Source organism: Campylobacter sp. JMF_01 NE2 (assembly GCF_027737365.1).
Lineage (GTDB): Bacteria > Campylobacterota > Campylobacteria > Campylobacterales > Campylobacteraceae > Campylobacter_B.
In genome coordinates this window covers 133,403-156,849 of the sequence record NZ_JAOVTR010000002.1, presented here as the reverse complement: position 1 = coordinate 156,849, position 23,447 = coordinate 133,403, and the positions used below count along the sequence as shown (strand labels likewise).

At 42.4% G+C, this 23,447-nt stretch carries 21 protein-coding genes; 15 read left to right on the top strand and 6 right to left on the bottom strand.

Going from position 1 to position 23,447, the window contains the following annotated elements; all coding sequences use genetic code 11:
* The first annotated feature begins 270 nt into the window (after positions 1–270).
* The 3 genes from hisD to OFO01_RS04060 are packed head-to-tail and all read left to right on the top strand — an operon-like array spanning position 271 to position 3,849.
* Complete coding sequence (gene hisD, locus OFO01_RS04070) at positions 271–1,563, top strand: histidinol dehydrogenase (RefSeq protein ID WP_270858911.1); 1,293 nt, start codon at positions 271–273, stop codon at positions 1,561–1,563.
* Entirely contained in the window at positions 1,556–2,788 is a 1,233-nt protein-coding gene (locus OFO01_RS04065) for a hypothetical protein (RefSeq protein ID WP_270858910.1), read from the top strand. The genes hisD and OFO01_RS04065 overlap by 8 nt, the downstream gene beginning before the upstream one ends.
* Positions 2,785–3,849 (top strand): hypothetical protein, encoded by a 1,065-nt coding sequence (locus tag OFO01_RS04060; RefSeq protein ID WP_270858909.1) that lies wholly within the window; start codon positions 2,785–2,787, stop codon positions 3,847–3,849. Before OFO01_RS04065 ends, OFO01_RS04060 begins: the two co-directional genes overlap by 4 nt.
* Positions 3,850–4,188: 339 nt before the next feature.
* On the opposite strand, the gene OFO01_RS04055 is transcribed toward OFO01_RS04060, so the two are convergent.
* From OFO01_RS04055 to metK, 6 genes are all read right to left on the bottom strand, one after another.
* Positions 4,189–4,383, bottom strand: a complete 195-nt coding sequence (locus tag OFO01_RS04055; protein ID WP_270858908.1) for a hypothetical protein — start codon at positions 4,381–4,383, stop codon at positions 4,189–4,191.
* A 321-nt stretch (positions 4,384–4,704) separates the two neighbouring features.
* A complete protein-coding gene (locus OFO01_RS04050) occupies positions 4,705–5,067 on the bottom strand; it encodes a hypothetical protein (RefSeq protein WP_270858907.1) in 363 nt (120 codons plus the stop codon).
* Between the two features lie 159 nt (positions 5,068–5,226).
* Positions 5,227–5,589, bottom strand: coding sequence for a tetratricopeptide repeat protein (locus tag OFO01_RS04045; RefSeq protein ID WP_270858906.1), 363 nt, complete (start codon positions 5,587–5,589; stop codon positions 5,227–5,229).
* A gap of 133 nt (positions 5,590–5,722) precedes the next feature.
* Positions 5,723–7,165 carry a pyruvate kinase gene (pyk, locus tag OFO01_RS04040; protein WP_270858905.1) on the bottom strand — a complete coding sequence of 481 codons (1,443 nt, stop codon included), beginning with the start codon at positions 7,163–7,165 and terminating at the stop codon, positions 5,723–5,725.
* 72 nt (positions 7,166–7,237) lie between these two features.
* Positions 7,238–8,584, bottom strand: a complete 1,347-nt coding sequence (locus tag OFO01_RS04035; RefSeq protein ID WP_270858904.1) for an FAD-dependent oxidoreductase — start codon at positions 8,582–8,584, stop codon at positions 7,238–7,240.
* 163 nt (positions 8,585–8,747) lie between these two features.
* Positions 8,748–9,947, bottom strand: coding sequence for a methionine adenosyltransferase (metK, locus tag OFO01_RS04030; protein ID WP_270858903.1), 1,200 nt, complete (start codon positions 9,945–9,947; stop codon positions 8,748–8,750).
* Positions 9,948–10,102: 155 nt separating this feature from the next.
* Here metK and sstT point away from each other — a divergent pair, with 155 nt between their 5' ends.
* The 12 genes from sstT (at position 10,103) to OFO01_RS03970 (ending at position 23,439) form a co-directional block, all read left to right on the top strand.
* Positions 10,103–11,368, top strand: a complete 1,266-nt coding sequence (gene sstT / locus OFO01_RS04025; protein ID WP_270858902.1) for a serine/threonine transporter SstT — start codon at positions 10,103–10,105, stop codon at positions 11,366–11,368.
* A gap of 91 nt (positions 11,369–11,459) precedes the next feature.
* Positions 11,460–13,175: a M3 family oligoendopeptidase gene (locus OFO01_RS04020; RefSeq protein WP_270858901.1), complete on the top strand. Its 1,716-nt coding sequence runs from the start codon at positions 11,460–11,462 to the stop codon at positions 13,173–13,175.
* A gap of 2 nt (positions 13,176–13,177) precedes the next feature.
* A complete protein-coding gene (locus OFO01_RS04015; protein ID WP_270858900.1) occupies positions 13,178–13,579 on the top strand; it encodes a hypothetical protein in 402 nt (133 codons plus the stop codon).
* A gap of 7 nt (positions 13,580–13,586) precedes the next feature.
* The gene (locus tag OFO01_RS04010; protein ID WP_270858899.1) at positions 13,587–15,638 is read left to right on the top strand and encodes an ATP-dependent helicase; all 2,052 of its coding nucleotides are present in this window, start codon (positions 13,587–13,589) and stop codon (positions 15,636–15,638) included.
* Positions 15,635–16,468 carry a tRNA pseudouridine(55) synthase TruB gene (gene truB, locus OFO01_RS04005; protein WP_270858898.1) on the top strand — a complete coding sequence of 278 codons (834 nt, stop codon included), beginning with the start codon at positions 15,635–15,637 and terminating at the stop codon, positions 16,466–16,468. Before OFO01_RS04010 ends, truB begins: the two co-directional genes overlap by 4 nt.
* Positions 16,465–17,220 (top strand): 4-(cytidine 5'-diphospho)-2-C-methyl-D-erythritol kinase, encoded by a 756-nt coding sequence (locus tag OFO01_RS04000; RefSeq protein WP_270858897.1) that lies wholly within the window; start codon positions 16,465–16,467, stop codon positions 17,218–17,220. The genes truB and OFO01_RS04000 overlap by 4 nt, the downstream gene beginning before the upstream one ends.
* 4 nt (positions 17,221–17,224) lie before the next feature.
* A complete protein-coding gene (gene smpB, locus OFO01_RS03995; RefSeq protein WP_270858896.1) occupies positions 17,225–17,680 on the top strand; it encodes an SsrA-binding protein SmpB in 456 nt (151 codons plus the stop codon).
* 25 nt (positions 17,681–17,705) lie between these two features.
* Positions 17,706–18,326 (top strand): TlpA family protein disulfide reductase, encoded by a 621-nt coding sequence (locus tag OFO01_RS03990; RefSeq protein ID WP_270858895.1) that lies wholly within the window; start codon positions 17,706–17,708, stop codon positions 18,324–18,326.
* The gene (locus tag OFO01_RS03985) at positions 18,310–18,606 is read left to right on the top strand and encodes an ATP-dependent Clp protease adaptor ClpS (RefSeq protein WP_270858894.1); all 297 of its coding nucleotides are present in this window, start codon (positions 18,310–18,312) and stop codon (positions 18,604–18,606) included. Before OFO01_RS03990 ends, OFO01_RS03985 begins: the two co-directional genes overlap by 17 nt.
* On the top strand, positions 18,603–20,954 hold the full coding sequence (locus OFO01_RS03980) for an AAA family ATPase (protein WP_270858893.1): 2,352 nt from the start codon (positions 18,603–18,605) through the stop codon (positions 20,952–20,954). Before OFO01_RS03985 ends, OFO01_RS03980 begins: the two co-directional genes overlap by 4 nt.
* 2 nt (positions 20,955–20,956) lie before the next feature.
* The gene (gene aat / locus OFO01_RS03975) at positions 20,957–21,628 is read left to right on the top strand and encodes a leucyl/phenylalanyl-tRNA--protein transferase (protein WP_270858892.1); all 672 of its coding nucleotides are present in this window, start codon (positions 20,957–20,959) and stop codon (positions 21,626–21,628) included.
* The gene (locus OFO01_RS03970) at positions 21,625–23,439 is read left to right on the top strand and encodes a peptidoglycan D,D-transpeptidase FtsI family protein (protein ID WP_270858891.1); all 1,815 of its coding nucleotides are present in this window, start codon (positions 21,625–21,627) and stop codon (positions 23,437–23,439) included. The genes aat and OFO01_RS03970 overlap by 4 nt, the downstream gene beginning before the upstream one ends.
* The last annotated feature ends 8 nt before the right edge of the window (positions 23,440–23,447 follow it).

Here is a 23,447-nt window from a genome sequence, read left to right as displayed (position 1 = left end):
ACGCTATAATCCGTGTCATTGCGAGAAAACGAAGTTTTCGAAGCAATCCAGTAAAATTTATAGAGAATTTCAATTTATCAAATTTATCTGAATTTCCCTGGATTGCTTCGCTACGCTCGCAATGACAAATCAACGCGCATTTCGGGGCAGTATTTCAAACTTGCGGTAGCGGAAATTTCGCAATGACATTAAATTCCCAAATTTATTAAATTCAAAACCAAATTATGCTATAAACTTCAAATTTTTACAATCAAAATTTTAGGATCAAATATGAAAATTTTAAAAAGCACAGATAGCAATTTCGCGCAAGAATTCGAGGCTCTGGTAAATCGTGGCAATATGGACATGCAAAAGGTAATGCCAATCGTAAGCGGTATCATCGATGATATCAAGGCGCGCGGTGATGAGGCGCTAAACGAGCAAATAGCCAAATTTGACAAATGGGAAGTTAAGGGAAATTTGGCGATTTCGCAAGACGAGATGAAAAAGGCTTTCGACGAGCTAAATGGCGAGCTAAAAACCGCGCTTAAAGTGGCGTATGATCGCATTTATGCCTATCACGAAAAACAGCTCGAAAAAAGCTGGATTGACTTCGGCGCACACGGCGAAATTTTAGGTCAAAAAATCACGCCCGTAGATCGCGCGGGGCTGTATATCCCAGGTGGCAAGGCTGCTTATCCTAGCTCGCTTTTGATGAACGCAGTGCCTGCAATCGTCGCAGGTGTCGCTGATATCACGGTCTGCACCCCTGCTGTGGGCGGAGTGGTAAATTCGCTTCTCTTAGCCGCCATGCATGTGCTAGGGATAAAAAAAGCCTACAAAGTAGGCGGTGCGAGCGCAGTCGCAGCCATGGCGTATGGCACAGAAACGATAGAAAAGGTCGATGTCATCACAGGCCCCGGAAATATCTTTGTAGCCACAGCTAAAAAGCTAGTTTTTGGCGATGTAAATATCGATATGATCGCAGGTCCTAGCGAAGTGGGCGTGCTAGCAGATGCGAGTGCGAGTGCGTATCACACGGCTGTGGATTTGCTAAGCCAAGCTGAGCACGACGAGATCGCAAGCAGTATTTTGGTAAGCGCAGATGAGAAATTTGCCCTTGCTGTAAAAGATGAAATTTATAAAATTTTGCCTACATTAGAGCGCGAGAGTATCGCTAGAAAGAGCATTGATGACAAGGGCGCGATTATTATCGCGCGAGATTTTGACGAGGCGATAGATTTGATGAACGACCTAGCCGTCGAACACCTAGAAATCGCCATGGACAACGCCTACGATTACCTTGCGCGCATTAAACACGCGGGCGCGATTTTCTTGGGTCATTACACGCCTGAGGCTATGGGGGATTATTTGGCGGGGCCAAATCATACTTTGCCGACAGGTGGCAGTGCTAGATTTTTCTCGCCGCTTGGGGTTTATCACTTCATCAAACGAAGCTCGATAATCGCGCTAAATAAGGGCGCAATCGACGCTCTGGGCGAAGCGTGCATGGCACTAGCGCAGGCTGAGGGCTTAACAGCGCACAAAAAATCGGTGGAAATTCGCTATAAAAATAATGATTAAAAAAATTTTCAAATTTTTTCTTTGGGTTTTTGGTATTGCTGGTTTTTTGTTTTTGGCTTTTTGCATTGCTATTATTATTTTTTTTAATGCTTTAATTTTATTTACGCCACCAGCTGGGTGCGATCCACGCGAGCCCAGCGACGCTTGCGATTATATAAACACAAATTACGAAAGCCAGTTTGAAAACACCCAAGCAAACCCCTTTCCTGCGGATTTAACCCCAAAACCTATATTTTGGGAAAATGCGATTGAGGGGGCATTTCCTGATGCCATTAGCGTGCCTTATATCTACTTGCGAGATAAGCATGGCGTGTGGCTTCGCTACAACGACGGCTTGTCGTTTGATTATTTTTTGGGCGAAGATATGCCGGGGGAGCATTATTTATACATAGAAGATGATTTTTCGCCAAGCGAGGAAGTGCGAAAAAAGGAGAAATTTTACAGGCACAAATCGTGGAATATCACCCTCAAAGATGGCGCAAACGAAATTTATAAGCAAACTGCGCATAAAATCACTAGGCAATACATTGGCTCGTTTGATTTGCACTCAAACCCGGGTAGGACGGTGTGGTTCCCTAGCAGTGCTGAGCAAAATTTCGAGGCGATTTCAAGATTGCAAATCCCGCTTGAAGCTTACGATTTCCCGCCTAAACTAAATATAAATACCGAAATCACGCCCCAAAAATACGGTAAATTTCGCGGTGATAGCGAGGTTTTGCCAGTAGATGAAAATGTCTATGAGATCAAAACCCACGAAGGGACGCAGAAAATCCGCACCTCAAATATGAGCAAATGGCCCGTGAGATACAAGAAGCAAAAGGCGATTTGCGGGGATAAATTTTGCCTATTTCTCTTCACCGATACGGATAAAAAGCGTAAATATTGCGAAAATATAGGCAATGAAACAGCGATAATTTTTTTAAATTTAGAGCGTAAATTCACTTCCAGATCATATACCAATAGCCCGCTAAATAGGACTACTGGCTATCATTTTGGGCTAAAAGATGGCTACGAAATCGAGGATATAGCCTCATTTGAGATGATACCTAGCGAGTTTGCGGAGTTTGAGAAAAAACAGCAACCCGATAAAATGACCTACAAAAATGTCCCAACTGGCAAAAATTTTGTCGAATATGAGCTTAAAATTTACGCCAAAGACGGCGCGCTCATAAATCAGTATTGCGACCACTACTACATGCACAAGCCAATAAGGGAGTTGCAGTGAAAATAGGGCAAATGGGCGGAATTTTTTATATTTTGATTGTGTGTGTTTGTTTGGCTGGCGCAAATGAGCAGAATTTTACACAGAATTTATCACAAAATTTTACGCAAAATTTAAACAAGAGCGTTTCTGTGGACACTGCGCCCGATACTGCGCCGAATTTTTCGCTCGATATTGCGCCTGATACCAACGCAACCACTGCGCCAAATTTTGAAATTTTCCACGACGAAAACGCTACAAACGAGCAAATTTCTAGCGCACTAGACGCACTTTTGGATTTTGCGCGCGCAAATGCTGAGCGCATAAATGAGGAATTTGGCGAGTATGGCGAGCGGATTTTCACGCATTTTATCTATAATTCTAAAATTTCGCGCACAGGCAAATTTGACTTCGACAAAATCACTGAAATTTTAAAATTCAGCCCGAATTTGAATTATAACGAGGGCGAATTTGACAATCCATTAAATATCGTAAATTCCTATGGTTGCGATATCGGCGCAGGTTTGGCAAATGACGAAAATTCCACTAAATTTGATAGCGAGGAGCTGTTTGCGCTAATAGATTTGCTGGTAAGCAGTGGCGCCAAACCTAGCGAAAACGACGCTAAAATGGCTAGCGCGTGCGATAATTTCGACGCGTTTGCATATTTTTTGGCTAACGGCGCACCGCTAGGAAATGGCGTGGTCGCTGATATAACTTCGAGCGAGGCGGAGTTTATCAAAGACCAAAATATCACGCTTGATTATCTCTTAAAAACCCCGCCAAGCGATCTTAGGCGCATTGCGCAGAGTTACGATTTTTCGAAATTTCACGCCGATAAAATGCGGTTTTTCGAGGAAAGTTTGAAGTATAAAGGGATAAACGAGCTCGATAAAAAGGAGCTTGAAGGCTTTATTAAATTTTCTGCGCTTATGGATAATTCGCTTGCGGTGCAGTTTTTGTTGGAGCATGGCATTTGCGAGAAAGACCGCCAAATGTGCGCTTATATGAAGGCGCAGGCGAAGTATTTCGAGGCTGAGAAAATCTCGGATATACTTAGCTTGGAGCTGAAACATAAATTTTGAAATTCTGTGAAATTTGAAATTTCACGCTGGCGCAACCTTGAAATACTGCACCGATTTTGTGTCATTGAGAAATTTTGCAAATTTTATTTGCTTTGTCATTGCGAGACCACGCAGTGGTCGAAGCAATCCAGTAAAATTTAGAGAGAATTTTAAATTTAAAATTTTACGCTTTCCATTGTCATTGCGAGCGAGTGTAACGAGCGTGGCAATCTACGAATTAAAAATTTAAGGTCGGTATTTTTGCAAATTTATTGTTAGGAATTTTATACTCGTAGATTGCTTCGTCGCTGTTTCACAGCTCCTCGCAATGACAATAGCAAGCAAATTTAGTATAATTTGTCATTGCGAGGCGACGCAGTCGCCGTGGCAATCTACGAGCCAAAAATAACAAACGCTATAATCCGTGTCATTGCGAGACCACGCAGTGGTCGAAGCAATCCAGTAAAATTTAGAGAGAATTTTAAAATTTATAAATTTCGGTAAATTTATCTGTGAATTGAAATTTATCTGAATTTCCCTTGATTGCTTCGGCAAAGCGTCTTGACGCTTTGCTTTTGCTCGCAATGACAGTAAAAACACATGCTTTAAATTTTAAACTCGTAGATTGCTTCGCTTTTTACGAAAGCTCGCAATGACAAATCAGAGATTAGGGAATTTCCCTGGATTGCTTCGGCAAAGCGTCTTGACGCTTTGCTTTTGCTCGCAATGACAAAATCGGGGCAGTATTTAGGAACTTGCGGTAACGAAAGCTCGCAATGACAAAAATAATGCTTCTTACAATGAGAAAGAATTTTCTGGTATAAAAAAAGCGCCGAAAAATTCGGCGCCGAAGTAGAAATAATAGTAAAATAACGATTATTTATCGTTAGCAATTCTTTCTTTCATAGAGCAAGCTTTTTGGTGACCTTGCTCGCAAGCCATTGATAGTGATAGCATTGCACGATCGTGATTATGCCATTTGCCGTCTAAAACTGAGTGGAAGATACCGTCGCGGTAGCAAGCCTCAGCCCATTTAGCGATATTGCAAGTTTTGTCATAATATGTGTGAGCTTTGTCATAGTCTTTTGGTAAGCCATCTTCGCCACGGAAATATTTCATACCAAGCTCAGTGCAAGCTTGATAATCTCCTGCTTCGCATTTAGCGTCCATATCCTCTGCTAGACCAGCGAATGCGCAACTCGCAAAACCAAATAGTGCTAAGAAAACTAGTTTTTTCATAACTTTCTCCTTGTAAAATAATATGTGTTTCCTTTGGAACGCGTGATTATACACTAAAATAGTTATAATAGAGTTAAATTTTAATTAAATTTTGTGTAAATTAGATAATTTGCGCCGAATTTTATCGGCGCAGTGGTAAAAACAGAGTAAAAATAATGATTAATTATCGTCTTTGATTCTCTCTGCCATTTTGCAAGCTTTTTCGTGACCTTGATCACAAGCCATTTTCAAAGATAGCATTGCGCGATCGTGGTTGTGCTCTGCACCAACGCCTACTGAGTGAAATATTCCGTCGCGGTAGCAAGCCTCAGCGTAATTGTGTTTATTACAAGTATCATCATAATATGAGTGAGCTTTCTCGTGGTCTTGTGGCAAACCATCTTGACCGCGGTAGTATTTCATACCAAGCTCAGTGCAAGCTTGATAATCTCCTGCTTGACATTTTGCGTCCATTTCCTCAGCTATACCAGCGAATGCACAACTCGCAACACCAAACAATGTTAAGAAAACTAATTTTTTCATAACTTTGCTCCTTTTAAATAAAATATTCGTTTCCTTTAAAACGGGGCGTATTATACTCCAAAAATTTGCTAACGAAGCTAAATTTTACTTAAATTTTTAGTAAATTCGACAAATTTTATTAATTTACTAGGTTTTATGCGTCTAGTAAGTAGTAGGATATTTGCTCGTCCTTTAACATACGGATAAGATTTGTAGTCCCGCTTACACCTGTTGGATAACCTGCCGTCATGATATATGTTCCGTCAAGCTTGATCGCGCCACAATCCACGCCGCTTTTGATAGCCTTTGCCATGAGCGTGTGAAGCTTGGCTTCTTCTGCTATAACTAGGCTTTGGCCTATACCCCAACAAAGCGTGAGATAGCGCGCTGTGTTTATATCGTGGGTAACGGCTAGGATATCGATATTTGGGCGATATCTCGCCATTTGCACGGCTAGTTTGCCAGAGGAGGTTAGGGCGATGATTTTATCCGCGTTTAGCTGACCTGCTAGCCTAACGGCAGATTCTGCCATGATATCGGTGCTATCGTGGTTTTCGTGCTTGAAGCGGTTGTAAGCGTAGATCTCTTGCGCTTCTAGTATCGTATGCGACATAGCGCGCACGACAGCGACTGGATTTATGCCTACTGCACTCTCTTCGCTTAGCATTACAGCGTCTGTGCCGTCAAGCACGGCGTTGGCGACATCGCTGATTTCGGCTCTGGTGGCTGTTTCGTTGCGCGTCATGCTAAGAAGCATTTGAGTGGCTGTGATGACTGGTTTGGCGGCTTCGTTTGCCTTTTTGATAATCAATTTTTGGATTGAAGGCACCTTGTAAAACGGCACCTCGATACCCAAATCGCCCCTAGCGACCATGATTCCGTCGCTCTCGTCGATAATGCTATCTATGTTTTCCACAGCGTCAAATTTTTCGATTTTTGCCAAAACATGGGCGTGCGAGCCAGAGGCGCGCAAAATTTTCTTTGCTTTGATTATGTCGTTTGCGCTTTGCACAAAGCTGATTGCCACAAAATCCACGCCAAGAGTGGCGCCAAATTCCATATCGGCTCTATCTTTTGGCGTGATGACATCTATGCCAAGGACGGTATTTGGGAAATTTACACCCTTTTTCGAGCTTAGGGTGCCGTCGTTTTCGATGACGGTTTGGACGACATCGTTTCCGCTGTGAGCGACCCTAGCGCGGATTATGCCGTCGTAGAGATAGACATATTCGCCAGCTTTTAGCATAGGCAAAATTTGGGGTTGATTAATGCTAAGAGCGTAGTGGTGCGGGGCGATTTGGGTGCCGATTTGCTCTTTGGCGTAGATATCGAGGCGATCGCCGGCTTTTAGCTCGAAAGGCGTATCAAGCTCGCCAATGCGGATTTTAGGGCCGCAGATGTCTTGCAAAATCCCGATATGAAATCCGACCTTTTTCTCCACACTACGGATTTTTGCGACATTTTGCGCGTGGTATTCGTGCGAGTTGTGCGAAAAATTTAGTCTAAAAACATTGACCCCAGCCCTAACCATGGCTTCCATTATCTCTTCGTTATCGCTAGCTGGGCCAAGCGTGGCTATGATTTTTGCTTTTTTCATTAAATTTTCCTTTGTGTTAAAATTTGAAATTTAAAAGTAAAATTTATGCAGAAAAATTCTGCATAAATTTGATTATTTTACAAGTTCGTTTTCGAATTTTTCAGCGTCGAATTTTTTGCCCAAAAACGAGCAGATTGAGATAGCGTCGCGCTCTGCGTTGCCAAAACAGCTTGTCGCACCCGGGCTTGGAGTCATATTGAAAATCACGCCGTTATTATCGTCAATTCTAGCCTCGCCTAGAAGCAATTCAAGCTTGTCTTGGTCGATGATTTGGGCTCTGACGCCTCCAAAACCTTTGGCGTAGTAGATATCTTCTTCTCTAATGCTAGGTATGATTTTTTTGGCATTTTTGACAAAGAGTTTTTTGCCCAAAACCGGCACTTCAAAAGCAATATTGCGCATTAAGAAATTTCGCACATCACTATCGCCAAAATTATTCCAAAATACCTTTGCAACTTTTGGAGTGAAATTTAGTGATTGGAAAAACTCAGGCACCGAGCGACAGCCCTTGTAACGCTCTAATTTTGGCATAGTTAGCGCAGTAGGGCCAAATCTCGTGCAACCATCAGCTAGCAGGTCAGGGTCTCCGTGAAGTGCGGCAAATGGGAGTTTTGGGTTTTGCACCATATAGACTTTGCCATTTAGTAATTTTTGTTTGGTTAGATAAAAGCTTCCAGCGATACAAATCGCGCTAAGGTTTTTGCCATAGCCCATTTTGTGCGCTAGCCATAGTGAGTGCGCGCCTGCATCGACTACGACGAAATCAGCGCTGACTGAAATTTTATTTGCAGTGCGGATATAAAATTTATCGCCTACCTTTGTGATATTTTGAACCTCAGAATTTAGGTATAAGTCGCAAATTTTGCCCTTTGTTTTTTGTGCATTTTCGACTAGGGTATTTGTCATCGCGCCAAAATCGATTGTGGTATATGCGCCACTTTGCACGCCAAGACCTGCGACATCTTCGGGGCGAGGGTTGCCATTGCTATCGAAAATGACCTTTGGCTCGATCTGTTTTAACTTGTCTTTGTCATAAAATTCCAAATACGGATAAAGCTCTTTGAAAACCTCATAGCGATCTTTGATAAAAGCGACCTCACTATCGCCCACGCCGATTGCCATTTTTTGCCCTTCAAAGATAAATTTACCGATATAATCGTGCTTTTTGCAGTATTTCGCAATCATATCGGCTGCGCGTTTGACCTTTTTGGCTTTGTCGATTGTGTAGTTTGTCTCGATATCGCCACAATGGATCGTTTGCGAATTTGCCGTGCCCTTTGTATTTAGCGTGGCTAAACCTTCGTATTTTTCGATGATTGCGATGGATTTTATATCAGTGTATTGCGCCAAAGTGTATGCTAGCGCACCGCCAGAAATACCGCCGCCGACGATGACGACTTCGTAGTGTTTTTCTTGCATTTTCACCCCTTAAAAGTATGCGATATTTTGCAAAAATTTTACTTAAAAAAGTGTTAAATTTCGCCGAATTTATCGGAATTTCTCGGAGTTAAATTTAAGATTAAATTGTCATAAAATAACTAAAAATTTAAAAATTTCGCAAGGTTAAATTCCTTGCGAAATTTTATTTTTTCAAAGATTTGAAAAGCTCTACGCTATCGAGTTGCTCCCATGGGTATTTTGGGTTGCCGACTTGGCCGTAAGCAGCTACTTTTGCGTATAAAAATGTCTGGGCACTTGGTTTGTCTAGGCCGAATTTCTCAGTAATCCAGCGCGGGGTTAGGGCGAAATTTTCAAGGACAAATTTCGAGAGTGTATCATCATCAATACCAGCGTTTGTGCCCATACAATCGACACTCACGCTAACTGGTTTTGCTACGCCGATAGCATAGCTTAGCTGGATTATACATTTTTTCGCTAACCCTGCTGCGACGATATTTTTAGCGATATAGCGCGCTGCGTAAAGCCCCGAGCGATCGACTTTGGTGTAGTCTTTGCTAGATTGTGCGCCACCGCCGATTGGCGAATATCCGCCAAAGCTATCGACGATGAGTTTGCGTCCAGTCAAACCGCTATCGTGAAGCGAGCTGTGATTTACATAGCGACCTGTTGGGTTGATATAAATTATGGTTTTTTCTTTTTGATAAAGCTCTTTTGGAAGACCTGCTGTGTCGATTAAATTTTGGATTAGTTCGCGCACATATTCGATACTCATACTCTCCACGCAAGGCGCGCTGACTACGATTGTGTGGATTGATTGCGGTTTGCAGTCTTCGAAATTTGACTTCGTGCCATAATCAAGCGTAACTTGTGTTTTAATATCCACACCAAGCTGATTTGGGTGAGTTTTGGCATACTCATAAACCTTATCGCAAAGAAGCCTTGCATAAGTAATCGCTGCTGGCATGAAATTTTGCGTCTCCGAGCTAGCAAAACCAAACATTATGCCTTGATCTCCCGCGCCGATCTCGCCACTTTCTTGATCTACACCTTGGTTGATATCTGGGCTTTGTTGGTTTAGATATACATCGACCTCGACATCTTGCGGGTGCAGGCATTGCTCACGGGTAAAAAATGGATTGTCATTGTAGCCAATGTCGCTAAGAGCGCGTTTGACGATATGGCGATAATCATCGTGGGTGAAATCGACTTTGGCATTTACTTCGCCGCCGATTACGATATGTTTGCCTGCTACGAAAACCTCGCTAGCTACGCGTCCTTTGGGATCTTTTTTTAAAATTTCATCGACGATTGAATCTGCGATTATGTCGGCGCATTTATCTGGGTGACCAGGGCTTACGACCTCGCTTGTGAATAGATACATTTAAGCTCCTAAAATTTTGAAAATTTTGGGCGTAATTCTAGCGTTTAATATTTAATGTAAAATGAAATTTTATTAAATTTTTAAAGAATTTAAATAATGTTAAATAAAAATTTAGATATATTGCGACAAATTTTACTCATTGAAAGGGAGGCAAGATGACTTACTTAGATAAGCTGATACAAAGTTACAGCAACAAAAGCCTGATAATGCGCATTATCATCGGACTTTTGCTCGGTGCTGCGCTAGGGTATTTTGCTAGGGTCGGTGTATCTGGGCTGGATTTGGACGGCGGTGAAACAAATGCGTGGAGTAATATCGCAAATTTGGCTAGATTGTTTGGTGATTTTTTCGTAAGTGCGCTTAAAGCTGTCGCCCCAGTGCTAGTTTTTATTCTAATTTTAAGTTCGCTTGTCAATAAAACTTTTGGAAGCACGACAGGGCTAAAAAGAGTTATCGTGCTTTATATCGTAGGCACGCTTTTGGCTGCTTTTGTTGGCGTTGGCGTTAGCTTTATGTTTCCGACTCCGATTGCTCTTGATGGCGTTGGCGCAGCAAACTCACCTGCACCTGCAAATGTCTGGGAAGTGCTAAAAACTACATTTTTCAAAATCGTTGATAACCCTGTAAATGCCCTTTCTAGCGGTAATTATGTCGGTATTGTCGCATGGGCGGTAGGACTTGGAATCGCGCTTAAATTTTGCACGAACGAGACCAAACGCTTCATCGGCGATTTAAGCGAAGGTGTAACAAAAATAATTCAAGTTGTAATTCAACTAGCACCAATTGGTATTTTTGGCATTATTACTTACACTGTGTATGATTTGGGCGTAGAGGGCTTGGCAACCTATGCTAAGCTTACAGGCGTGCTTGTGCTAGCACTTATTTTAGTAGCTGTCGCAGTAAATCCGCTAATCGTATTTTTCGTAACCAAGAAAAACCCTTTCCCTATCGTCTTTACCTGCCTTAAAGAGAGCGGAATCCCAGCGTTTTTCACACGCTCATCGGCTGCGAATATCCCTGTGAATATGAACCTTTGCAAAAAACTCGGCGTTGATGACGAGCTAAGCTCTATCTCTATCCCACTAGGAGCTACCGTAAATATGGCGGGAGCCGCTGTGGTTATCGCTATTTTGGCACTTTCGACTGCATACACGCTAGGAATTCATCCTGATTTTGGCACAGCTTTGCTTCTATGCGTAGTCTCAGCCGTGGGCGCATGTGGTACAAGTGGCGTGCCTGGCGGTTCGCTTATGCTTATTCCGCTTGCGTGTGCGCTTTTTGGTATCGACAACGATATCGCATTTAAGGTCATCACCGTCGGTGTCATAATCTCTGTAATCCAAGACTCAATGGAAACAGCCCTAAATAGCTCCACCGACGCACTTTTTACAATTATCGTTTCACAAACTTCAAAACATTAAAATTTAAAAATTTAAGCGACCAAATTTTTGGTCGCTTACCACTGTATAACTCTTTTTGGCTAGAATTGCGCCAAAAATTTAAAGGAAAAGTATGAATTGGGATTTGAGTGAATTGTTTCAAAACGAGGCAAAATTTGAACTTGCGATCGAAAATACGCGCACTAAGGCTAGCGAATTTGAGGCGAAATTTAGGGGAAATTTGGCGAATTTAACCTGCGATAAATTTTGCGAAGCGTTAGGCGAATACGAGCGCATAAACGCGCAAATTTCAAAGATTATGAGCTTCGTGCATTTAGATTTCGCCAGAGATACTACGCGTGGGGCAAGGCAAGCCAAAGTGGAGCAAATCTGCAACGATATCGCCCAAAATTTGCTATTTTTCGAGCTAGAATTTAACGAGCTTAGCGATGAGAAATCGCAAAATTTCATCGCGGGTAGTGGCCGTTTTGCTTACTATTTAAATTTGCTTAAAAAACACAAATCACACCAACTAAGCCTGCTTGAAGAAAAGGTTTTGCTAAAAACGAGCGTAGTGGGTGCAGAGGCGTTTTCGAGGCTGTTTGATGAGAGTATGGCAAGGCTAAAATTTGACTTTGGGGGCGAGAAAATCAGCGAAGAGGAGCTTTTATCACACCTTTACGATAGCGATAGAAATGCGCGCAAGCAGGCCGCAGCTTCGCTAAGTGCGGCATTAGAGCAAAATTCGCACCTTTTAACCTACATTTATAATATGATAAAAACTAGCCTTAAAATCAGTTGCGAGCTTCGCGGATACGGGCAGGGCGAGCTAATCATGCACGAAGAAAACCAAATCGAAAAATCAAGCGTCGATGCGCTCATTAGCGCAACCGAGCGAAATTTTGATTTAGTGTGGCGCTACTATGATAAAAAACGCGAAATTTTGGGGCTTGAAAAGCTCTATGATTTTGATCGATACGCACCGCTAAATTTAAACGACGATAGCAAATTTAGCTTTGATGAGGCTAAGCAAATCGTCCTTGACGCCTTTGATAAATTTAGCCCTAAATTTGGGCAAATCGCAAGGGAAGCGTTTGCGAAAAACTGGATTGATGCCATGCCAAAGCCAAATAAACAAAGTGGCGCATTTTCGCACTCTGGTTCAGCTGATACGCACCCGTTTGTGCTACTAAATTTCACCGCCAAACGTCGCGATGTATTTACCCTAGCGCACGAGTTAGGTCATGCAATCCACCAATATCTAAGCTACAATGCTGGATATTTTTACTCATTTACGCCACTTACCACGGCTGAGACAGCCTCTGTATTTTGCGAAATGCTAGTTTTTGACTATATGCTCTCGCGCGCGGAAAAAAGCGTGGCTCGTGCCATGATAGCAAACAAACTCGAAGATATTTTTGCTACGCTGTATCGCCAGATAGGATTTACGACATTTGAGCGCAGAATTCACGCCTCGCCTGATGAGCTAGCCACCGAGCAAATCAATGAAATTTGGCTAGAAGAGTCCAAAAAAATGTTTGGCGATGCGCTAGAACTTAGAGATGAATATAAAATTTGGTGGAGTTATATACCGCACTTTATCCATACGCCGTTTTATTGCTACTCTTACGGCTTTGCGCAGTTGCTAGTTTTGGCGCTTTATGGGCTGTATAAAAGTGGCAAAATTTCAAATTTCGCCGAAATTTACACTGAATTTTTAAGCTCGGGCGGAAGTGATTCGCCTAAAAATTTAGTCGCAAAATTTGGGCTAAATTTAGACGATGATAAATTTTGGGAGATTGGAATTTCTCAAATTCGCTCCCTTGTTAGCGAGTTTGTAAAGGAGTAAAGATGATTTTAGAAAACGAAAAATTCATACAAAAAGAGATTGCGCACATCAAAGAAATTTTGGAGCTTTTTTTCGAGCTTGGCGAGAGTTTTGGCGTGGTAGCGCGCACAAGCGAGGTGAAATTCGACCCAGAACTTCCTAGCGAGATAAGTGCGGGTTTTATCAAAAAACCTGTGATTTTCTTCGAGCTAGAAAACTACACGCTGTCAAGCGCGCATATCCAAAAGGACGATTTGAAATTTGAAGCTGGTTTTGGTAGCGAGGATTTCGCAGCGGTCGTATCAATCCCGCTGCATGCTATAATGGAGATAGTCCAAGCTAATGCCCCAGTGGCTGTAAATTTAGCCAAAATAGATAGCGAGTGGATCAAAAAAGAGAGATCTCGCAGAATTTTCGCTAGATAGGAAAGATATGAAATTTTTAGACGAATTAAACGAGGCTCAGCGCAGGGCAGCACTGCATATAGACGGAGCTATGCTGATTTTAGCGGGCGCAGGTAGTGGAAAAACTAAAACAATCACCGCGCGCCTAGCTTACCTGCTAGCAAACGGCGTGCCCGCGCAAAACACGCTCACGCTAACTTTCACAAACAAAGCAGCTAGTGAAATGCGCTCGCGCGCGCTTAATCTAATTGCAAATTTAGGGCTTGAAGTGGGTGTGCCACTACTATGCACATTTCATAAATTTGGACTTTTGTTTTTGAAATTTTACATTAGCGAACTAGGCCGTAAGCCAAATTTCGCCGTCATAGATACAGATGATAAGAAAAAAATCCTAAAATCGTTTGAGATAAATTTGCAAACAAGCACCATGGCAAATGAAATTTCAAAATACAAAAACGCCCTAATTAGCCCAGATGAGCTTAAAAACAATATCGCCTCGCTAAGTGATGATATCAAGCAGGCAAACGAGGGATTTTACGCCAAAATGCTAGAAGCCTACACCAGATACGAGGAATATTTGCTAAGCAATAATTTAGTCGATTTTGATGATTTGCTCGTGCTTCCTTACAAAATTTTAGACGCAAACGAGGCGCTTTGCGATGAAGTTTCACGCCAATACACCTACATAACCGTCGATGAGTATCAAGACACGAACGAAATTCAGTTTAAGCTGCTACAAAAGCTTTGCAAAGCGCACCAAAATTTAACCGTCGTGGGCGATGATGATCAGAGCATTTATAGCTGGCGTGGAGCTAGGGTGGAAAATATCCTAAAATTTCGCGATCAATTCGAAAATGTAAAATATGTGAAATTAGAGGAAAATTACCGCTCGACTAGCCAAATTCTCTTCGCTGCAAACGAGCTAATCTCGCACAATAAAAACCGCCTTGGCAAAAATTTAAAAAGCACATTTGGTAAGGGCGAAGATGTCAAAATCCTACACTGCGAAAACGAAAGCGACGAAAGCGCGCAGGTAGCTGCAAAAATCAAAGAGCTCATAAACTCAGGTATCCACCCAGCCCAAATCGCCGTGCTTTACCGCGTAAATGCCCTTTCGCGCGCACTCGAAGAGGGGCTAAACCGCGCGAAAATCGCGTATCGCATAGTAGGTGGCGTGAAATTTTATGAAAGAGCCGAGATCAAAGATATCATCGCATACCTGCGCCTAATCATTAACGAAAACGACGATTTTTCAATGCGACGCATTATAAATGTCCCAAAAAGGGGCATTGGCAAGGTTAGCCTTGCAAGGCTCGATGAAATCGGCGCAAGGAAGCATTTAAGCCTGTTTGATGCGTTTTCAGATCAGGGGACAAATCTAAGCGCAAAGGCAAAAGAGGCCCTAGAAAAGCTCAAACTCCACATAAACGAACTCTCGCATGAGCCAAGCGTGGAGAAAAAAATCGACGGAGTGCTGGATAAATTTGAGCTAAAAGAATACTACGAGAGCATGCCAGAGGGCGATGATAGATTGGCTAATATCAACGAATTTTGCGCTATGCTAAAAGATGAAGCCATAAATAAGCCAAATTTCGATTTAGGCGAGTTTTTAAACGATTTGGCGCTTCTTAGCGATCAAGACAATATCAGCGCAGAGGCGATAAATATCATGAGCGTGCATGCTAGCAAGGGTTTGGAGTTTTCGCACCTTTTTGTCATCGGGCTTGAAGAGGGGTTTTTCCCAATCATCAGCGACACGACAGATTTAGAAGAGGAGCGCAGGCTAGCGTATGTAGCCATAACTAGGGCGAAAAAAGAGCTAACGCTTAGTTTTGCGAATTCGCGCTTTTATCGCGGGAAACGGGACTATCTATCCAAATCGCGATTTTTAGGCGAAGCAGGGCTAATCGATACTCCACTTAGCCCACAAAATGACGGCGAGTTTAAAAAGGGCGATTTAATCACCCACAAACTCTTTGGTATGGGCAAAGTAAGCGCGGTAAATGGCGACAAACTTACCATAAATTTCGGCGGAATCGAGCGCATGATAATGAAAAATTTCGTGCAAAAACTAGTATGAATAGACTTTTTTTAGCAAACAAACCTGCCGGAATTTCATCAAATCAGTTTTTAGGACGCTTGAAGCGCAAATACGGCGTGAAAAAAGCCGGTTTTTCTGGCACGCTAGATCCCTTTGCTAGCGGGGCTTTGGTTATTGGCTTTGGCGAATACACGCGATTTTTTCGATTTTTGCGTAAGACTCCAAAAATCTATATCGCCACGCTGTGGTTTGGTGCTAGTAGCGAAAGTGGCGATAACGAAAACATTTATAGCGTAGAAAATGTGCCAAAGCTTAGCATGGAGCAAATTTTAGGCGCAAGGGATAGCTTGCTTGGGCTTGTGCGATATACGCCACCAAAATTTAGCGCGAAAAAAATAGATGGCGTCAGAGCCTACGAGCTAGCGAGGCGTGGCGAGGAAGTGGCGCTTAAAGAGCAGGTTATGAGCGTGTATGAGTGCGAAATCCTAAGCTATCGCCACCCGTTTTTGAGCTTTAAAATTTCAGTTAGCGAGGGCGGATATATCCGCTCATACGGACAGCTTCTTTGCAAAAAGTTAGGTGTGTGCGGGACGCTAAGCGCACTTTGCCGAGTAAGCGAGGGCGAATTTAGCCTAGAAAATCCAAAATTTATGAGTGAGGCTAGCATAAATCCCAAAGATTATCTAAATTTAAAAGAAAATTTTTATAATGGCGATAAAAATGAAATTTTGCTCGGCAAAAAACTTCGCACGCAAAATTTTAAATTTCAAAACAGTGGCGAATATTTGATAAATTTGGGCGAATTTCACGCGATAATCGAAATTTGCGATGGCGAAGTAAAATATTTATGGAATAGGATAAAGATTTGAAAAGTTTTGCTAAAATAAATGTTTTTTTGAAAATTACTGGCGCAAACGGCGCATTTCACGATATCGCCTCCCGTTTCGTGCTATGCCATGAGCTTTATGATGAGATTAGCTTTGAGCGGGGCGAGCGGGGCGGATTTTGCATAGAGTGCAACAAAGAAATCGCTGGTAAAAACATAATCCAAAGCGCATACGAGCGGCTGTGCGAGAGCGGTTACAAAAACGAGCTCGATGAATTTTTTGCAAAATTTTATGTAAAACTTTACAAACAAATTCCAGCAGGCGGTGGATTGGGTGGCGGTAGCAGTAACTGCGCCGCGTTTTTAAAAATGATAAATGATGAGCTAAATTTGGGAATTTCAAAGCCAAATTTAATGCAAATCGCAAATTCGCTCGGAAGCGATATTTGCTTTTTTTTAAGTGGCGAAAAAAGCGCAAATGTGAGTGGCAAAGGCGAAATAATCGAAGCCTTTGATGATGAAATCCCGCCACTTAGGCTTTGCCTAAAAGGGCTATTTTGCGATACTGGCGCGGTGTATAGGGAATTTAGAAAAAATCATTTTAATAAAATTGATTTAGGCCTAGCTAACAAGCTTTTAAAGCTAAAATCAAGCGAAATTTTAAATAATTTTGAGGCTGAGAGCCTAAATGATTTGCTAGCCCCAGCGCGCGCACTTTATCCAGATTTGCGCCTAGAAAAGGGCGAGTTTTTAAGCGGAAGTGGTAGTTCGTGTTTCAAGGTAGATTTAAGGTAGAAAAATGATAAAAGAACTTACAAAAAACAGAAAAGCCTTCCACGACTTCGAAATTTTAGAAAATTTCGAAGCTGGCGTGGTTTTAAAGGGTAGCGAGGTCAAATCCTTGCGCGCTGGCAGGGCAAATCTCAAAGACAGCTTTTGTCGCATAATAAGAGGCGAGTTGTTTTTGCTAGGGGCGCACATAAGCTATTTGGAGCATACTAACCCGCATTTTCGCCCAGACGAAAAGGCTCCAAGGAAGCTTTTAATGCACAAAAAGCAAATCGACAAACTTCTAGGCCATGTCAGCAAAGACGGCCTTACGCTGGTCGTTACTTCGCTGTATCTAAACGACAAAAACCGCGTCAAGGCCAGGGTGGCACTAGCGCGTGGTAAAAACCTGCATGATAAAAGAGAGGCGCTAAAACGCAAGGAAGCCGACAGAGAGGCTAGAAGCGCGATGAAAAATTATAAATAAAAATTATAAGTAAAAAGGAGAGATTATGAGAAAAATTTTAACGCTGATTTTTGCTGGATTGCTTCTTTGTGGTTGTAATGATGAAAGTGCGCAAAATGCGCAAAATAGCGAAGTGGCGGCAAAATTTACCCCATTTAGTGTGGGCGAAAAATTTAGCTTAAAAAGCGTCGTGGGTGGCGAAGTGGTGATTGAGCGCACGAATAAGGGCTTTAAATTAGCTGGAAGCGATAAAATTTTGATGTTTGATATCTTTGGGACATATTGCGAGCCGTGCAAAATCGAGGCTCCGCACCTAATGGACTATCAGCTAAAAAACGCAGATAATTTTATGATGGTTGGCTTAATCCACTTCGAGAATATCACAGACGCGCAGGTCGTGGAGAATTTCACCAAAAAATACAATGCGTATTATTTCATAGCAAACGACAAGCAAAATTCCCGTATCGTGGAGCAAATTTTAACCGATATCAACTACCGCCACGCACTTTCAATCCCATTTAAGGTGGTTTTTAAGGACGGCGAGTATCAGACACTGACAGATATAAACGAGGGAGATGAGCGCGGAAAGCCATATTATTTGGGTATGGTCTCTACTAAGGTGATAGAAAAAGATATGCTTAGGATAAAAAATGGCAACGCAAACTAGCACAAAGGTGCGAGTTAAGACCTTCAAACCCTCGCCGTATCGCGTGGTGCTACTAAATGACGATGTTACGCCAATGGATTTTGTGGTGATAATTTTAATCGAAATTTTCGCTCACACCACGCAAAACGCAGTCAAAATCATGCTAAATGTCCATAAAAATGGGCGCGGGATTTGTGGGGTATATGCCAAAGAGATCGCCAAAAGCAAGCAAGAAGCCGTTTTAGAGGCAGCCGCGAGAGAGGGCTTCCCGCTAAAATGTATTATAGAGGAGGATAAATGATAGGATTTTATTTACAAAAAGACATTGATAACGCTGTGCGAAACGCCGTAAAAGGCGGGTTTGAGTATGTTAGCATAGCAAGCGTGATATATGAAATTTTCTCAGATAAAAATTTTAGAAATTTTTTTGAAAACGAGTTTTCAAATTTTGAGTATGAAAATTTCAAAACCAGCATTGGCGAGCTAATCGCTTCAATGCCAAAATCAGACGAAAAAAACCGCACCAAGGTCGCAGCGACAACCGATTTGGCGCGCATTATGGGGCTTTTCGAGGAGAGCATTGACAACGAAAACGAGCTAGATTTTATATCTTATGTCCTTGCTAGCAAGGATACAGACGCGGCTAAAATTTTCGAATTTTACGGGATAAATTCTTACGATTTTGATAAATTTAGAGATAGATATTTGCAATGGTTTGACAACCGCGATATGGCGCAAAACGGCGAAAATGGCGAGATGGACGAGGGGCTTTTTAACGATTTTTTAGGCGAAGATGACGAGAGCAAAAAGAAAAAAAAGCCAGCTAGCGAGCTATATACGACGAATTTAAACGAAATGGCAAAAAGTGGCAAAATCGACCCGCTAATCGGGCGCGAAAAAGAGATCGAAAAGACCTTGCAAACTCTTTGTCGCCGCAAAAAAAACAATCCAGTCCTTGTGGGCGAAGCAGGCGTGGGAAAGACGGCTATAATCGAGGGAATCGCGCTAAAAATCGCAAATGGCGAGGTTCCAGCAAAGCTAGCTAATAAGACGATTTACGCCCTTGATATGGGCGCGCTCGTAGCTGGAACGACGCTAAGAGGCGAGTTTGAGGAGAGATTAAAAAATGTAATAGATGAATTTAGCAAAAATGATAAAGCTATACTTTTCATCGATGAAATTCACACGATTGCTGGTGCAGGTGCGGGCTCGCGCGAGGATTTGGATATGTCAAATCTGCTAAAACCGGGCCTTGCAAACGGCACGCTTAGCCTAATTGGCGCTACTACTTACGCTGAATTTCGCAATCTAAGCAAAGACAAGGCGCTTGCTAGAAGGCTATGCAAAATCGACATAAACGAGCCTAGTATCGAAGATAGCGTGGAAATTTTAAAGGGAATTGTGAAAAAATACGAGGAATTTCACAATGTCAAATTTAGCGATGAAATTTTGCGCGAGGCTGTGAATTTAGCCAAACGCTACGAAAGTGACAAATTTTTGCCAGATAGCGCGATTGATTTGATTGATGAAGTGGGCGCGAGCTACGCATTTAAGGAGCATAGCGAGGCGATAAATGTCAGCAAAGAGGATTTGGTAAATGTGCTAAGTGCTAGCGCAAATATCGCAAATTTAAGCCAGAGCGTCGATAATAAAGAGACCTTGCGAAATTTAGAGGAAAATATCAAAAAGGAAATTTTCGGTCAAGACGAGGCAGTTTCTAGCCTAAGCAAGGCACTTTTGCGCTCTTATGCGGGACTTAGACACGAAAATTCGCCAATTGGCGTGTTTTTATTCACAGGAAGCTCGGGCGTGGGCAAAAGCGAGCTAGCCAAGGTTTTGGCTAAAAATTTAGGTGTAAATTTCGAGCGATTTGATATGAGCGAGTATATGGAAGCTCACAGCGTGAGCCGCCTAATCGGCGCGCCTCCGGGATATGTGGGGTTTGAAAACGGCGGAATTTTGACAAATCAGATCAAAAAACACCCTTACAGCGTCGTGCTTTTCGACGAGATCGAAAAGGCTCACCCAAGCATGACAAATATATTTTTGGGTATTTTTGATAACGGCGTGCTAACTGACACAAACGGCACGAGTAGCGATTTTAAAAACACCATTATCATTATGACCTCGAATTTAGGCACCAAAGAAGCGCCACAAGTGGGCTTTACCAAAGATGAAAGCTATAAAATCGACAACGCTGTAAAGAGCTTTTTTGCCCCTGAATTTCGCAATCGCATAGATAAAATCATAAATTTCAACCCACTAAAAGGCGAAATTTTAGAAAAAATCGTGGATAAAACAGTGCGCGAAATACAATCAGGGCTCAAAAATATCGAAATTTCGCTAAGCAAAGGCGCAAAAGAGTATTTGATAAAAAAAGGTTATAGCGCAGAATTTGGCGCAAGAAATCTCAAACGAGAGGTGCAGTTGCAAATCTCAGATGAGATTAGCTCGGAAATTTTATTTGGCGCGTTGCAAAATGGCGGTAGGGTTTTTGTGGATTTCGCTGATGAAAAACTTAAATTTGACTTCGAAAGTGTGCCAATGCTGGACGCGAAGGTATCAAATACTGCCCAAATTGGCGAAGATGAGAACGGCGGTTTAACCAAAAGTCCAGACGAACCCCAAAACGCCACGGTCATAAAATAAAAATGTCGAAATTCTACGCCTTCCCAAACCCAAAAACCGCGCCAGATTTTGCCCCGCTAGCTAGCGGGGGAGATTTGAGCGCAGAGTGTTTGCTAAGCGCATACACGCAGGGGATTTTCCCGTGGTTTTGTGAGGGAGAGCCGATTTTATGGTGGTCGCCAAACCCGCGCGCGATTTTAGAGCCAAAGGCTGTGCGCACCCAAAAGTCGATAAAGCCATATTTAAAACGATATGAAGTAAAATTCGACCAAAATTTCGCTGGATTTATCACCCTTTGCAAACAAACCCGCCAAAACTCAAATGATGGGACTTGGATTAGCGATGAGATTGTAGAGGCGTATGTAAATTTAGCAAATTTAGGCGTCGCTCACAGCGTGGAAGTCTATGAAGAAGGCGTTTTAATTGGCGGATTATACGGGCTGATTTTGGGCAAGGTGTTTTGTGGCGAGAGTATGCTCAGCCTAAAAACAGGCGCGTCGAAGGTCGCTTTAATCACGCTTTGTAGGGTTTTGGAAAAATTTGACTTTTTGATTGATTGTCAGATTATGAACGAGCATTTGCGCTTTATGGGGGCGCAAGATATGCCAAGGGACGAATTTTTAGCCAAATTTCAAATTTTGCAAAACTCGCCAAGCGGATTTGAAAAATTTAAAGATTTAGAAAAGTTGATATGATTTTACGGGATAAAAACTCAAATATCGGTATTTGTGTGCTTGCGGCTGTGCTGGGATTTTTGATGTGCGTGTTTGTGTGGATGATGTTTTACTCAGCTAGTAGCGATCGCAGGCTTCCACGCCTTGACATAAACGAAACAAACAGCGCAATCAGGGGCTCAATCATCACCAAAGACAAATATGTCGTCTCAAACTCGACCAAACTCTACAAGGTCAGCATAGACTCTCGCTCTCTTGATCCGCACAAGCTCGATTTGTTTGTCAAACTCTACTGCATTTACACAGGCGATAGCGAAAAACGGGTCAAAAAAACAATCCAAAGCTCAAAGGGCACCACGGTTTTATCATACAAAATCGACGCTAAAACAGCCGTGCATTTAAAAGAGTTAGCCTACAAGCTAAATTTAAAGAAATTTTTCGTGGCCTTTGAGACGGCTAGCGGGCGTGTAAATCCGCCAGTGCGCATGAGTGTGAGCGAAAGTGGCGAAAAGCGCACTTACAATATCCAAAACTCCCTAACCCCGCTTCTAGGCTATATCAACAAAAAAGAGGTTTCAGGGATTACCAAAGTAGTCGGCATTAAGGGCGTGGAGAAATACTATGAGTATTATCTAACCCCGCTAAAAGATGAGTTTATCACGGGCCCAAGGGATCTAAAAGGCAATATTATCCTAGAAAAAAGCACCAAAAAAACAAACAAAATCGACGGATATAATGTCCATTTAAGCGTGCCTTTGGCGCTACAAAGAGATGTTGAGAGGCTAATTGATAAAGCAAGCTTAGCTTACGATGCCAAAGAGATAGTCGTAGGCATAATGAACTCAAAAACAGGCAAAATTCTCTCCCTTGCCACAAACGCTAGGTATAATCCCGAAAATATCACAAAACAAGATGTGAAAAACCTAAATTCGACCGCTAGCGAGTATGCTTACGAGGTCGGCTCGATTATGAAGCCGATAATTTTCTCAATCGCTTATGAGGGAAATTTAGTCAAACCAACAGAAATCATAAACACCCACAATGGCGCATACAAGCTAGGTTCGCGCACTATCCGCGACACTCACCCAGCAAAATCAATGAGTGGCGAGGAAATCATCGTGCATTCATCAAATATCGGTATGATTAAAATCGCCGAGCGTATGAGTGGGCAGATGATTTATGACGGGCTTTTAAATTTCGGTATGGCGCAAAAAACCGGTATTGATTTGCCTTACGAGCAGATCGGAAATATCCCTAGCGTGCGAAGCTTGGAAGGCAAGGTTTATAAGGCTACGATTAGCTATGGTTATGGCGCGCAGATGACATTTTTGCAGATGTTAAGCGCGTATGGGGTTTTTAATAACGGCGGAGTTTGGATTAGTCCAAGGCTGGTCGAAAATTTAGAAATGAACGGTAAAATTTACCCTGTAAATGAGAGCGAAACACGCACCGTGCTAAGCCCGCAAACAGCAGATGTTATGAGAGAAATTTTGATTAAGGTAGTCGAGGGCGGCACAGGGCGCAAAGGGCGCACGAGCGGTATCGAAGTAGGGGGCAAAACAGGCACCGCTAGGATTGCCAAAGGTGGCGGATATTCTAGCGCGTATAATAGCTCGTTTTTCGGCTTTGCGAACGACGCTCGCACTAGCTACACCATAGGCGTGCTGGTTAGAGAGCCTAAAAAAGGCAGTTATTACGCGGCGCAAAACGCCTTGCCTGTGTTTAAAAGCATAGTTGATTTGCTAGTCGAAAAAGGATTTTTAACCCCTAGTGGCGATAGCGACAAGATAAATCATGTAGATATTAAAGATTTAAATGAAATCAAAGATTAAAGGATAAG

Bases quoted from the DNA above. Each gene is read 5' to 3' on its own strand.
- hisD (WP_270858911.1), top strand. From the start codon at position 271: ATGAAAATTTTAAAAAGCACAGATAGCAATTTCGCGCAAGAATTCGAG.
- OFO01_RS04065 (WP_270858910.1), top strand. From the start codon at position 1,556: ATGATTAAAAAAATTTTCAAATTTTTTCTTTGGGTTTTTGGTATTGCT.
- OFO01_RS04050 (WP_270858907.1), bottom strand. From the start codon at position 5,067: ATGAAAAAACTAGTTTTCTTAGCACTATTTGGTTTTGCGAGTTGCGCA.
- OFO01_RS04045 (WP_270858906.1), bottom strand. From the start codon at position 5,589: ATGAAAAAATTAGTTTTCTTAACATTGTTTGGTGTTGCGAGTTGTGCA.
- pyk (WP_270858905.1), bottom strand. From the start codon at position 7,165: ATGAAAAAAGCAAAAATCATAGCCACGCTTGGCCCAGCTAGCGATAAC.
- OFO01_RS04035 (WP_270858904.1), bottom strand. From the start codon at position 8,584: ATGCAAGAAAAACACTACGAAGTCGTCATCGTCGGCGGCGGTATTTCT.
- metK (WP_270858903.1), bottom strand. From the start codon at position 9,947: ATGTATCTATTCACAAGCGAGGTCGTAAGCCCTGGTCACCCAGATAAA.
- sstT (WP_270858902.1), top strand. From the start codon at position 10,103: ATGACTTACTTAGATAAGCTGATACAAAGTTACAGCAACAAAAGCCTG.
- OFO01_RS04020 (WP_270858901.1), top strand. From the start codon at position 11,460: ATGAATTGGGATTTGAGTGAATTGTTTCAAAACGAGGCAAAATTTGAA.
- OFO01_RS04015 (WP_270858900.1), top strand. From the start codon at position 13,178: ATGATTTTAGAAAACGAAAAATTCATACAAAAAGAGATTGCGCACATC.
- OFO01_RS04010 (WP_270858899.1), top strand. From the start codon at position 13,587: ATGAAATTTTTAGACGAATTAAACGAGGCTCAGCGCAGGGCAGCACTG.
- truB (WP_270858898.1), top strand. From the start codon at position 15,635: ATGAATAGACTTTTTTTAGCAAACAAACCTGCCGGAATTTCATCAAAT.
- smpB (WP_270858896.1), top strand. From the start codon at position 17,225: ATGATAAAAGAACTTACAAAAAACAGAAAAGCCTTCCACGACTTCGAA.
- OFO01_RS03990 (WP_270858895.1), top strand. From the start codon at position 17,706: ATGAGAAAAATTTTAACGCTGATTTTTGCTGGATTGCTTCTTTGTGGT.
- OFO01_RS03985 (WP_270858894.1), top strand. From the start codon at position 18,310: ATGGCAACGCAAACTAGCACAAAGGTGCGAGTTAAGACCTTCAAACCC.
- OFO01_RS03980 (WP_270858893.1), top strand. From the start codon at position 18,603: ATGATAGGATTTTATTTACAAAAAGACATTGATAACGCTGTGCGAAAC.
- aat (WP_270858892.1), top strand. From the start codon at position 20,957: ATGTCGAAATTCTACGCCTTCCCAAACCCAAAAACCGCGCCAGATTTT.
- OFO01_RS03970 (WP_270858891.1), top strand. From the start codon at position 21,625: ATGATTTTACGGGATAAAAACTCAAATATCGGTATTTGTGTGCTTGCG.